At 65.3% G+C, this 12,203-nt stretch carries 8 protein-coding genes and 1 other RNA gene; all 9 read right to left on the bottom strand.

The genetic code is table 11. The annotated features are described in order from the left end of the window. Positions 1 to 118: 118 nt before the first annotated feature. Positions 119 to 997 carry an AraC family transcriptional regulator gene (locus RND78_RS13915; protein WP_312729530.1) on the bottom strand — a complete coding sequence of 293 codons (879 nt, stop codon included), beginning with the start codon at positions 995 to 997 and terminating at the stop codon, positions 119 to 121. A gap of 109 nt (positions 998 to 1,106) precedes the next feature. After that, a complete protein-coding gene (gene recR, locus RND78_RS13910) occupies positions 1,107 to 1,706 on the bottom strand; it encodes a recombination mediator RecR (protein ID WP_312729529.1) in 600 nt (199 codons plus the stop codon). Between the two features lie 62 nt (positions 1,707 to 1,768). Beyond that, a complete protein-coding gene (locus RND78_RS13905) occupies positions 1,769 to 2,095 on the bottom strand; it encodes a YbaB/EbfC family nucleoid-associated protein (protein ID WP_058762856.1) in 327 nt (108 codons plus the stop codon). A gap of 33 nt (positions 2,096 to 2,128) precedes the next feature. After that, entirely contained in the window at positions 2,129 to 4,108 is a 1,980-nt protein-coding gene (dnaX, locus tag RND78_RS13900) for a DNA polymerase III subunit gamma/tau (protein WP_312729524.1), read from the bottom strand. 177 nt (positions 4,109 to 4,285) lie between these two features. Next, a complete protein-coding gene (locus tag RND78_RS13895) occupies positions 4,286 to 4,567 on the bottom strand; it encodes a hypothetical protein (protein ID WP_312729522.1) in 282 nt (93 codons plus the stop codon). 174 nt (positions 4,568 to 4,741) lie between these two features. Continuing rightward, positions 4,742 to 4,838, bottom strand: an RNA gene (ffs, locus tag RND78_RS13890) — signal recognition particle sRNA small type. Positions 4,839 to 4,972: 134 nt separating this feature from the next. Continuing rightward, positions 4,973 to 7,354 (bottom strand): NAD-dependent DNA ligase LigA, encoded by a 2,382-nt coding sequence (gene ligA, locus RND78_RS13885; protein WP_312729521.1) that lies wholly within the window; start codon positions 7,352 to 7,354, stop codon positions 4,973 to 4,975. A 113-nt stretch (positions 7,355 to 7,467) separates the two neighbouring features. After that, positions 7,468 to 8,346, bottom strand: coding sequence for a cell division protein ZipA (gene zipA / locus RND78_RS13880; protein WP_312729520.1), 879 nt, complete (start codon positions 8,344 to 8,346; stop codon positions 7,468 to 7,470). Between the two features lie 204 nt (positions 8,347 to 8,550). Further along, complete coding sequence (gene smc / locus RND78_RS13875; protein WP_312729519.1) at positions 8,551 to 12,036, bottom strand: chromosome segregation protein SMC; 3,486 nt, start codon at positions 12,034 to 12,036, stop codon at positions 8,551 to 8,553. Positions 12,037 to 12,203 lie beyond the last annotated feature (167 nt).

The following is a 12,203-nucleotide window of genomic DNA, read 5'->3' as shown; positions in this document are numbered from 1 at the left end:
CCGATAATGATAATGCTTCTCGATCACCAGATACAGCTCGAGTAACGCGGTGGAGACAGTACGTCGTGTCACACCTCTATCGCCTGCCGGCGCGTGCGCGAAGCGTCCAGTTACCTGTTCAGACGAGAGGTACGTAAATATCCGTCTGCCAGCGCTCCTGGGGCGTTTCCGGATAGACGCTCAGGTAATGGAAGAACAGTGGCGCGTCGCGCAACTCCTCACCACTACCGGGCAGCCAGTCGCGATAGAGCGGGTAGATGCTCTCGTCGATACGATCGGTCGAACCTAGGTGGCGGACCACGGCATAGCGGCCACCAGAAATGAGCAGTTCCCGTACCCCATGCGGATTGGGCCGGACGTCTTCGTTGATCTCTCCGCCAATGGCAAAGCGAAAATCCTCAGCGGGCGTCGTATCGGGATTGCCGAAAGGAATCCCGAAGGAACGGCTGGTCGCCACCGGCGACTGGCCACTGAGCTTGCGCCAGTCGATGAAGATGCGCACGCTCTCCTCGACGTTCTGACGCGGTCCCCGGTGTTCGAAGGCAGCGATCCTGACGGCAGTGAATTCCACTAGACGTATTTGCATGACAAGACTCCTGGATAGTCGAGGAATGTCGAACACCAGATGCCAGGGCCGCCAATCGGGCGTCTGGCGGAACCGTCGCGGCGCCTGACCGAAGAGCCGGCGGAACGCCCGGCTGAAGGCTTCAGGGCTTTCGAAGCCGGCCTCCAGCGCTACCTCCAGCACGGAGCGGCGCCTGGCCGCAAGCAGGCTCAACCCGGCACGCCGCAGGCGCAGCAGCTGCACGTAGCGGGCAACCGGCATCCCCAGGTAGGCGGTGAACTGCCGATGGAAGTGAAAAGCCGAGAAAGCGGCCACCTCACTCAGGGCTGTTACCGACAGGTCACCCTCCAGATTGGCTTCGATGTAGGCAAGAACCCTGTCGAAACGCTGCGGATAGGTGGAAGTGCGCGAAAGCGTGACGGGCAGATCCATGGGGTTGACCTGGTGTTGTTCGACCACGTCAGGATCACCTGTTCCGGGTGACAATACCTGGCCGTCCTTGCGCAATCACCAACCGCTGGCGCGTCCTGGGCCCAGTAGCCTAGAGACTGATCGGCTTGCGCCCGGCGAAGGCGTGGGTCAGGGTGCCGCCATCGACCAAATCCAGCTCGCCACCAAGGGGCACGCCATGGGCGATACGCGAGATGGTCAGGCCCCTGGGGGCCAGCAGCTGGGCGATGTAGTAGGCGGTCGCCTCGCCTTCCACCGTGGGGTTGGTGGCGATGATCATTTCCTGGAAGTTGCCTTCGCTGACCCGCCGTTCGAGTTCGGGGACGCCGATGGCGTCCGGGCCCAGGCCATCGATGGGCGACAGGTGTCCCTTGAGCACGAAGTAACGCCCCCGGAAACCGGTCTGCTCCACGGCAAAGACGTCCATGGGGCCTTCCACCACGCAGAGAATACTGTCGTCGCGGCGGCTATCGGCGCAGAAACCACAGATCTCGTCTTCGCTCAGGGTGCGACACTGGCGGCAGTAACCTACCCCTTCCATGGCGGCACTGAGGGCATTGGCCAGGCGCAGGCCGCCCTGGCGTTCGCGTTCGAGCAGTTGCAGGGCCATGCGCTGGGCGGACTTCTGGCCGACGCCGGGCAGCACGCGGAGCGCATCGATCAATTGGCGAATCAGGGGACTGAAGCTCATGGACTACCGTGATGAAGAGCGAAGGAAACGGGTGCCTCGCCGGCACCCGTGGCAAGAGCCCTCTAGAAGGGCATCTTGAAGCCGGGCGGTAGCTGCATGCCGGCGGTCATACCGGACATCTTGTCCTGGCTGTTCTGCTCGATCTTGCGCACGGCATCGTTCACCGCGGCGGCGATCAGGTCTTCGAGGATTTCCTTGTCTTCCTGCATCAGGCTGTCGTCCAGGCTGACGCGCTTGACGTCGTGTCGGCCGGTCATGACGACGCTGACCAGGCCGGCGCCGGATTGACCGGTCACCTCGGCGTTCGCCAGCTCTTCCTGCATCTTCTGCATCTTTTCCTGCATCTGCTGGGCCTGCTTCATCAGGCCGGCCATGCCACCTTTCATCATGTCTGCTACCTCGAACTATGAATGGAAAACCGGTCAGGCTTGGGTGTCGACCGGCTCGATGGTACCCGCACGCACCGTGGCGGCGAACTGTTGCATCATCTGGCGGATCAGCGGATCGTCCTGGATGGATTGCTCCGCCTGCCGCTGGCGCTCCGCGCGGCGCCGTGCGGCGGCCTGGGCGGGCGTTTCCTGCTCCGGGGCCTGGATGGTCACCTGGAGCGTGATGGTCCGGCCCTGCTGCTGGTTCAGGGCGTCGTTGAGGCGGCGCTGCTGGTTGGCGTTGAACAGGGCGCTCTGCGCCGGGTCCAGGTGCAGGTGCCAGTGGTCGCCCTCCAGCGCCACCAGGGTGCAGTTGGCGGCGATGCTGGCCGTCAGGCCGCCCAGCTTCAACTCCGGGAACAACGCCAGCCAGTCGGCCGCAAGACCGGTGGCCGGCTGCACGTCAGGCGCCGGCGCCATGGCGATCTCGTCGGCTGCCGGCTCACCGAGGCTGTCGAGATAGTCGTCAAGCCCCACCTCGTAGTAATCCTCGGCCGGCGGCGGCTCTTCGTCACCGTCCAAGTCGTCACCGGAGGTGTCCGCTGGCAGCTCGGCGATCACCGTGGCTTCAGGGGTCGCCTCGACCTGGGGGGTCGGCAGCGCCTTGGGTACGACCGGCGTAGCGACCACCTCGACCGGAGCCGGAGCCGGAGCCGGAGCCGGAGCCGCCTTGGTCGCCACGGGCGCAGGTTCCTCCCAGGGGAGATCTACCGACTCTTCTGTAGGGGTGGTATTACTCGATGCTGGCGTTGCCGGCACCGGCGCAGGTGCCACCGCTGGCGCAGGCAGGGGCGTAGGGGCCGCCGCGGCCACCGGACGCTGGTCGGAGTCAGCCGTGGCCGGGCTGGCTCCCGTCGTCTTTAAGGCTGGGCGCTCGGGAATCGCCGCACCCGCTGGCCGGAAGGCCAACATCCGCAGCAAGACCATCTCGAAGCCGTGCCGCGGGTCCGGCGCCAGCGGCAAATCACGCCGCCCGACCAGCCCTAACTGGTAGTAGTACTGGACGTCCTCGGCCGGCAGCGACTGCGCCAGGGTCAGGACGCGTTCGCGGTCACCCTGGCCGTTGTCCACCGCATCGGGCAGCACCTGGGCGATGGCCACCCGGTGCAGCACGTTTAGCAATTCGGCCAACACGCCGCTCCAGTCGGGACCCTGCTCGGCCAAATGGCGCACCGCTTCCAGCACGGCGCGGCCATCGCCTTCCAGCAGGGCCTGCAGGACGTCGTAGACCTGGCCATGATCGAGGGTGCCGAGCATGGCGCGCACGTCGGTGGCCAGCACCTTGCCCTCGCCGAAGGCGATCGCCTGGTCGGTCAGGCTCATGGCATCGCGCATGGAGCCATCGGCAGCACGACCCAGCAGCCAGAGCGCATCGTCCTCGAAAGGAATGCTTTCCGCAGCCAACACCTGCTGAAGGTGCGCGACGACCCGCTCCGGTGGCATGTTCTTCAAGGCGAACTGCAGACAGCGCGAGAGGATGGTGACCGGCAGCTTCTGCGGATCGGTGGTGGCGAGCAGGAACTTAACGTGGGGCGGCGGCTCTTCCAGCGTCTTGAGCAGGGCGTTGAAGCTGTGGGTGGAGAGCATGTGCACCTCGTCGATGAGGTACACCTTGTAGCGACCGCGGGACGGCGCGTACTGCACGTTCTCCAGCAGCTCGCGGGTGTCTTCCACCTTGGTACGACTGGCGGCGTCCACCTCGATGAGATCGACGAAACGTCCCTCGTCGATCTCACGACACACCGAGCAGGTGCCACAGGGAGTGGAGCTGATGCCGGTCTCGCAGTTCAGGCACTTGGCCAGGATCCGCGCGATGGTGGTCTTGCCCACTCCGCGGGTACCGGTGAAAAGATAGGCGTGGTGCAGCCGCTCGTTGTCCAGCGCATTGATCAGCGCCTTGAGCACATGGGTCTGGCCGACCATTTCGCGGAACGACCGCGGGCGCCATTTGCGCGCAAGAACCTGGTAACTCATCGAGACCTGATCGGGAGAAGACGGGAAGGGAGCACATGCTAACGAAGAGGTGCGTTTAATGCACCCCGCATGCTCAACCGCCAGACCGTATGACGGGCCAGGGTTACCCCCTAAGTGGAGGCGGCGATCCGACCTTTCAAGCGATCGGCGCCGGAAACCACGGCCGTCGGAGCACGCTCAGGCGCGCAGGCAGCGGTCTTCGCCATCGGCCAGCACCACGCTGGCGACATAGGCCGCCAGCGCATCCAGTTGGACCCGCAGGCTCGCCACGGTGGCATTCATCTTGAAAGGATTGCAGGCGTCGTCGTTGCTCAGGTCGAGCTTGAGCAGCAACAGGGGCTCGCTGGGATGATAGATCTGGGCGACCAGCATCGCGTCGGGCGCGTGCCGGCAGGTGATGCGATAGGGATGCAAACCGAGGCTGAGGGCGCGTCCGGCGCTTTCGAGTCCGTTCTTCACGATGAGTCCTTGGACGTCAGTCCATAAGTGAGAATGCTACTCGAATGATGGCATGAAGCCACGAAGCAAACAGTGCACCGCATCACGATTGACTCGTGAAGGGGTTAACGGCAGAAAAAGCCTGGATGGGAGGAAAAATGCGGGGAAAAAAGCGGAGGGCAGAAATGGAGGTGGCCCCGCCAGCCACACCCCGGCACACGACATCACCGCTGCGGCTGCTCCCTTCCGGGCCTGACCGGGTTCACGGCTGATCGTTGCGGGGGGACCGACGGAGCCACCATAACGCCTCACCCTGAGGTGAGGTGCGCCATTCTACGCGGTTGGGACGAAGTTGCAAGCCATACAAGGACTTAGCTGCAGCAGAAGACCCGCGAACTTAAGCCTGGACGCCTCCCATCGCCGAGGTTAACGCCCCTGAGCCTCCAGGACCTGCAGGAAGGCCGCCTCATCCAGCACCTTCACTCCCAGCTCCGTCGCCTTGGTCAGCTTGGAACCCGCTCCCGGCCCTGCCACCACCACGGCGGTCTTGGCCGATACCGAACCCGACACCTTGGCGCCCAGGGCCTCCAGGCGCTCCTTGGCCTCGTCGCGACTCATCGCCTCCAGGGTGCCGGTGAGCACCCAGGTCTGCCCGGCGAAGGGCAAGCCCTGCACAGCTTGCCGGGTGCTTTCCCAGTGCATGCCGAAGGCCTTGAGCTGGGCCTCGATGGCCAACGCCTTGGCCACGTTCGCCGGATCGGCAAAGTATTCGCGCAGCCCCTGTTTGGCCCTCTCGTTGAGGCCGGAAAGCGTCTTGAAGGTCAGCCAGTCCTGGGAGCCTTCGATCAGGGCGGCCAAACTCGGAAAGGCCTTGGCCAGGGTCTTGGCGCCCGTCTTGCCCAGGTAGGGAATGTGCAACTGGTCGAGGAAGTCGGCGAAGCTGGCGTAGCCCGAGAATTCGGCATGCACCTCGCCTTCGTCGGCCAGCTCGATGCCATTGGCCAGCAGCGCTTCCAGCACGTCGCGGTTGTGCGCGGACTGGAAGAAGTTATGGATTTCGAAGGCCACCTCCGGCCCTACGTCCGGCAGATAGACCAGCACCTCGGGCAAGGCCTCACGGATGCGCTGCAGACTGCCCAGGGCACGCGCCAGTCGCTTGGCGGTCTCCTCCCCCACCTCGGGAATGCCCAGGGCGAAGATGAAGCGCGCCAACGTCGGCTGGCGGCTGGCCTGTATGGCGGCGAGCAGATTGCGGCTCGACACCTCGGCGAAGCCTTCGAGTTCGAAGACCTGCTCGTAGGTCAGGGTGTAGAGATCGGCCGGCGACTTGACCAAGTCACGGTCCACCAGCTGCTCGACGATACGATCGCCCAGACCGTCGATGTCCATGGCCCGGCGCGAGGCGAAATGGATGACCGCCTGCTTGAGCTGGGCCTGGCAGGCCAGGCGACCGACGCAGCGATAGACAGCGCCGTCGCTCACCGACTCCTTGCCCTTGGCGCGCTTGACCAGTTGGGTCCGTTCCACCGCCGAGCCACAGACCGGACAGCGCGTGGGGATCTCTACCGATCGCGCATCCGCCGGACGTCGCTCCGGCACCACCTGCATGATTTGCGGGATGACGTCCCCGGCGCGGCGGACGATCACGCTGTCGCCGATCATCACCCCCAGCCGGGCGATCTCGTCCATGTTGTGCAGGGAGGCATTGGTCACGGTGACACCCGCCACCTGCACCGGCTTGAGTCGGGCGACCGGCGTGATGGCGCCGGTGCGCCCTACCTGGAATTCGACATTGAGCAATTCGGTCAGCTCTTCACGGGCGGGAAACTTGTGTGCCAGAGCCCAACGCGGCTCGCGCGCACGGAAACCCAGCTCGCCTTGCCAGTCCAGGCGATTGACCTTGTAGACCACGCCATCGATCTCGTAGGCCAGGCCATCGCGCCGCTGGCCAATGTCCTGGTAGTAGGCGCGGCAACCTTCGGCCCCCTGCACCTTGCGCAGCTCGCGGCTGATGGGGATGCCCCACGCCTTGAGCTGCTGCAGGATGGCGTACTGGGTGTCCGGCAGGCCGCCGCCTTCGACGCGACCGAAGCCGTAGGCACAGAACTCCAGCGGCCGCTGGGCGGTGATGCGCGAATCCAGCTGGCGCAGGCTGCCCGCTGCCGCGTTGCGCGGATTGGCGAAGGTCTTGCCACCACTCTCCATGGCCCTGGCGTTCAAGGCTTCGAAACCGGCCCGGGACATGAACACCTCGCCGCGCACTTCCAGTACGCTCGGCCAGCCTTCGCCCTGCAGGCGCAGCGGGACGTTGCGGATGGTGCGGACATTGGCGGTGATGTCCTCGCCGGTGGTGCCGTCGCCCCGGGTGGCGCCGCGGGTCAGTACCCCGTCCTCGTACAGCAGACTGACCGCCAGGCCATCGAGCTTGGGCTCGCAGGTGTATTCCACCCCCGAATCCGGCCCGGCGAAATCGGTTTCGCCGAACTCCTCGCGCAGGCGCTTGCCCACGCTGCGGTCGAAGTCCTGCAGACTCTCGTCGGCGAAGGCGTTGCCCAGGCTGAGCATGGGCACCTCGTGGCGGATGGTGCCGAAGGCCGCCAGGGCGGACCCACTGACCCTCTGGGTCGGCGAATCGGGCGTCACCAGTTCGGGATGCTCGGCTTCCAGCGCCTTGAGTTCGTTGAACAGCCGGTCGTATTCGGCATCGGGCACACTGGGCTCGTCGAGCACATAGTAACGGTAGTTGTGGGCATCGATTTCGCTGCGCAGGGCGGCGATCCGGGTGACGGCATCTTGGGCGTCGGTCATGGCGGTCTCTCACTGTCGCCACCCTTGGGGTGGCCCTGGCGCCAGCGGGCGCCACTGCAAAGATTACAAACAAAAAGAGCAGCCGAGGCTGCTCTTGGTTCGCTCAGGCGCGATCAACGCTTGAGCATCAGACTCTTGCGTTCGAAATCGACGATGCGCTGGCGATAGTGCTCGATGGTCTGGGCGGTCATGACGCTGCGCTGCTCGTCCTTCAACTCGCCATTGAGTTCGGACGACAGCTTGCGCGCGGCGGCGACCATCAGGTCGAAGGCCTGTTTGGGATGGCGCGGACCGGGCAGCCCCAGGAAGAAGCTCACCGCCGGAGTATGGAAGTCGTCGATGGCATCCAGGTCGAAGGTGCCCGGACGAACGGCATTGGCCATGGAGAACAGCACCTCGCCGTTGCCGGACATGCTCTCGTGACGATGGAAGATGTCCATGTCGCCGAATCTCAGCCCGCTCTCGAGGATGTTCTGCAGCAGTGCGGGACCGGCGAAGCCCTTCTCGTCACGGGAGATGACGTTGATCACCAGCACCTCGTCCACCGGCGCCAGGGTACCGCCACTGCTGGCAGGCTCGGCGACCGGCTCGCGCTCGGTGGTCTTGGCGCTCAACGGCTTTTCCTTGCGTGGCTTCTCACGGCCGCGCGCGGCCACGTCGTCGGAATCGGCGGCCAGACCGCCCAGGCTGACGTCGTCGGCGGACAGATCGAAGCTGTCGGAACCGGGTTCTTCACGGCGCTTGCGCTGGGTGGCGCGAGGCGGCGTCGGCTCGCCGGGATCATCCAGCGAAGGCTCCTTATGCTCCACAACGCGCGTCGGGCCGACGATTTCCGGTTCCTCGTCCTCGTGTTCCGGATGATTGCTCAGGGACTGGTCAAGCTTGAACTTGAGCTTGCCCTTGCCACTCATGCGACGCCAACCATCGAACAGAATACCGGCGATGACGATGACGCCGATGATGATCAGCCACTCGCGCAGACCCATATCCATGAAAAAGACATACCCCTGTGAAAATAATGGACCGACAGCCGTCGGGAAACTTTGGAAAGTCGTCGCCTGCGAGGTCTTTCCAAAACGTCCGAACCTACGCCAAGTCAGTGTTCTTCTTAGCTTTTTCTACCTACCACTGAAGCGGCCATAAGCTAGCACGACTGCCGCCAACTTTACACCGCCACGCCACCACCCTGTGGGGCACTACGCGTCCACCATGGCCACCGCCTCCTCCACGTCCACGGCCACCAACCGCGAACAGCCCGGCTCGTGCATCGTCACGCCCAACAGCTGGTCGGCCATCTCCATGGCGATCTTGTTGTGCGTGATGTAAATGAATTGCACCTTCTCCGACATGCTCTTGACCAGCCGGGCATAGCGACCGACGTTGGCGTCGTCCAGCGGCGCGTCCACTTCGTCGAGCATGCAGAACGGCGCCGGATTCAGTTGAAAGATGGCGAATACCAGGGCCAGAGCCGTCAGGGCCTTTTCCCCACCCGAAAGCAAATGGATGGTGCTGTTTTTCTTGCCCGGCGGACGCGCCATGATCGCAACCCCGGTATCGAGTAGATCTTCCCCGGTAAGTTCCAGGTAGGCACTGCCACCACCGAAAACTTTCGGGAACAACGCCTGCAGGCCGTGGTTGATCTGCTCGAAGGTGTCCTTGAATCTGTTGCGCGTTTCCCGATCGATCTTGCGGATGACGCTCTCCAAGGTCTCCAGCGCCTCCACCAGGTCGGCGTTCTGGGCGTCCAGGTAGTTCTTGCGCTCTGCCTGCTGCTGATACTCGTCGATGGCCGCCAGGTTGATCGGTCCCAGGCGGGCGATGCGGGTGGCCACGGCTTCCAGTTGCTCCTCCCAGGCCGCCTCGCTGGCCTCAGCGGGTAGGGTGGCGATCACCGTCGGCAGGTCGTAGCCGTCGGCCGCCAGCTGCTCGGCGAAACCGCTGCGCCGGGTGGCCAGGCCCTGCCACTCCAGCCGGTGCTGTTCCAGTTGGCCGCGCAACAGCGTGGCCTGTTGCTCCGCCTGCAGGCGACGGCGTTCGAAGTCGCGCAGCTCCCGATCGGCGTCTTCCAGGGCCAGGCGCGCCGTGCGCATCTCCTCATCCACCTGCAGGCGCCGCTCCAACAGTTCTTCCAGGCGCAGACGCAGCTCGTCGAGGGGCTCCCCGCCCTCCTCCAGATTGAGATTGAGCTGCTCGCAGCGCTCACCGAGCCGCGCGGTCTGCAGTTCCAACCGCTCCAGCGCCTGGAGCGTCGATTGGCGCTGGGCGCGCAGGGTCGTCAGCCGCACCGTCAACTGGTGAAGCTGATCCTGCGCCTGGCGTTGTCCTTGCCGCGCTGCCTCCACCGCCTGCCGATGGCGCTCGCGCTGCTCCTGCAACTGGGCACGCTGCTCGGTATCCACTGCCATGGCGTCCAGGGCATCCTGCAGGCGCAGCCGGCACTCGCCCAATTCTTCCTGCTCCCGCTCCAGCTGCTGGTCGAGATCGCCGAGATCGGCCTCCAACTGCCGACGGCGGATGCCCAGTTGCTCGGCCCGCGCCTGCTGGGCAGACAGCTGGGCGCGGCGCTCGGCCAGGCGCTGCTGCTCCTGCTGCTGGCGCCGACGTCCTTCCTCACGCTCGCCCTCCAGGCGCTGCTGGGCTGCACGGCCGTCCTCCAGCCGCTCTTCCTGCAGCGCCAGCGCTTCACTTAGCTCCTCGCGCCGCGCCTGGAGTTCGTCCAGTTCCCGCCCGCGGGCGAGCACGCTGCCCTCTGCGGCCTGGGCACGCCGCACGCGCAAGAAATGCCGGGAAACCCAGTAACCTTCCGGCGTGATCAGACTCTGTCCGGCAGCGAGTGCAGGACGGCGCGCCAGGGCCTCTTCATAACTGGCCGCCATCAGCACCTGGCCAAGCCAGGGCGACAGATCGCGCGGCGCCTGCACCTTTTCCAGCAGGCTGCCCGCGGCCACCGACGCCGCGCCCGGCAGCACGACGTTCAACTCGCCGCTGACGAAGGCGCCGAGTCGTAGCGGCGCCAGGTCATCCAGGCAGACCGCCTGCAGATCCGTGCCGAGCACCGTCTCCACCGCCTGCTCCCAACCGGGCGCGACCTGCAGCTCGTCCGCCAGTTGGGCCGCCTGGGCCAGCCCCTCGGACTCGAGCCAGGCGGCAGCGCCGGTATCGGGGGCCAAGGCGGCCTGCTGCAGCGCCTCCAGTGAAGCGATACGCCCTTCGAGGCGCTGCAGCTCACCCTGGCGCTGGCTCTGTTCGCCGGCCAGTGCCAGCAATTCCTCGCGCAGGCGCTGGAGCCCATCGGCCACCTGCAACTCCTGCTCGGCCAAGCCTTCCAGCAGCAACTCGTCCTCGGCGATCTGCTCTTCCAGCGCCACCAGACTGTCGGACGGCCCATCCTCGCCCAGCAGGGTGCGTTCATCCCGCAAGCGGCGCTGGCGCTCGACACCGCGCTCCAGACTCTGCTCCAGGGAGCGGATGCGCGACTGCTGCACGTCCGCCTCCCGTTGCGGCTCGACGCTCGCCGCACTGAGCTGCTCCCAGCGTTGCTGCCAGTCCGCCAGGGCGAGCTCCGCCTCTTCCAGGGCCGCGCCGCCCTCTTCAACCTGGGCATGTGCCGCTTCCTCCTCGGGTTCGAGCATCGCCAGCTCTTCCTCGAAGGTGGCGAGCAGCACCCGGTCGTGCTCCAGGTGGGATTCGGCCTCGCTGCGCGCCTGCTCGGCTTCGCGCAGATCATCCTGCAACTGCCGCTGGCGCTGCTGGCCGTGCTGAATGGTCTGCTCCAACCGGGCGATGTCGCCGCCCAGGGAGTAGAAGCGTCCCTGGACCTGGTTGAAGGCCTCGCTCAGCTCGTGATGACCATCGCGCAGCCGCTCGATACCCGCATCCGCGTGGCGCTGTTCGGCGACCAGGGCTTCGAGGGCGGTCTCCTGGTCACGGATCACCTTCTCGCGCTGCTCGACGCGGCCATCCAGCTCGCGCCAGCGCACCGCCTGCAGCTGCGCCCTGAGCTGCCGCTCCTCCTGCTTGAAGGCCTGGAAACGCTCAGCGGACTGCGCCTGGCGATGCAGGCGTTCCAGCTGGCGCTCCAGCTCTTCGCGCAGGTCGGTCAGGCGGGCGAGGTTTTCCTGGGTACGGCGAATACGGCTCTCGGTCTCGCGGCGGCGCTCCTTGTATTTGGAGATACCCGCGGCTTCCTCGATGTAGTGCCGCAGATCCTCGGGGCGCGCCTCGATCAGCTTGGAGATCATGCCCTGCTCGATGATCGAATAGCTGCGTGGCCCCAGGCCGGTACCGAGGAAGATGTCGGTGATGTCGCGGCGGCGGCACTTGGTGCCATTGAGGAAATAGGTGTTCTGGCCTTCGCGGGTGACGCGTCGGCGGATGGATATCTCCGCGTAACTGGCATACTCGCCCACCAGGGTGTGGTCGGAGTTGTCGAAGATCAGTTCGATGGAGGCCTGGGACACCGGCTTGCGGCTGTTGGAGCCGTTGAAGATGACATCCGTCATCGATTCGCCACGCAGGTTCTTGGCCGAGCTTTCGCCCATCACCCAGCGCACGGCGTCGATGATGTTCGACTTGCCGCAACCGTTGGGGCCGACCACCGCTGCCATGTTGCTCGGGAAATTCACCGTCGTCGGATCGACGAAGGATTTGAATCCCGCCAGCTTGATCGACCTCAACCGCATATCAGGAGCCCTTGTCCGCCGCGCCGTGCCCAACCGCACGCGAAAGGGCGGCAGTCTACCATCCACGGGCCACCCTGCCCTCGCCGTGCATTACCTTATTTCCAGCGGTTATGCACGCAGGGCTGGATGACAGGCTATAGTCCTGCACCCTCCTCCGCAGGATGCCC

It is taken from the genome of Pseudomonas oryzihabitans (assembly GCF_032027545.1).
GTDB lineage: Bacteria > Pseudomonadota > Gammaproteobacteria > Pseudomonadales > Pseudomonadaceae > Chryseomonas > Chryseomonas oryzihabitans_F.
This window is presented reverse-complemented; position numbering and strand designations above follow the sequence as displayed.

Bases quoted from the DNA above. Each gene is read 5' to 3' on its own strand.
- RND78_RS13915 (WP_312729530.1), bottom strand. From the start codon at position 997: ATGGATCTGCCCGTCACGCTTTCGCGCACTTCCACCTATCCGCAGCGT.
- recR (WP_312729529.1), bottom strand. From the start codon at position 1,706: ATGAGCTTCAGTCCCCTGATTCGCCAATTGATCGATGCGCTCCGCGTG.
- RND78_RS13905 (WP_058762856.1), bottom strand. From the start codon at position 2,095: ATGATGAAAGGTGGCATGGCCGGCCTGATGAAGCAGGCCCAGCAGATG.
- dnaX (WP_312729524.1), bottom strand. From the start codon at position 4,108: ATGAGTTACCAGGTTCTTGCGCGCAAATGGCGCCCGCGGTCGTTCCGC.
- ligA (WP_312729521.1), bottom strand. From the start codon at position 7,354: ATGACCGACGCCCAAGATGCCGTCACCCGGATCGCCGCCCTGCGCAGC.
- zipA (WP_312729520.1), bottom strand. From the start codon at position 8,346: ATGGATATGGGTCTGCGCGAGTGGCTGATCATCATCGGCGTCATCGTC.
- smc (WP_312729519.1), bottom strand. From the start codon at position 12,036: ATGCGGTTGAGGTCGATCAAGCTGGCGGGATTCAAATCCTTCGTCGAT.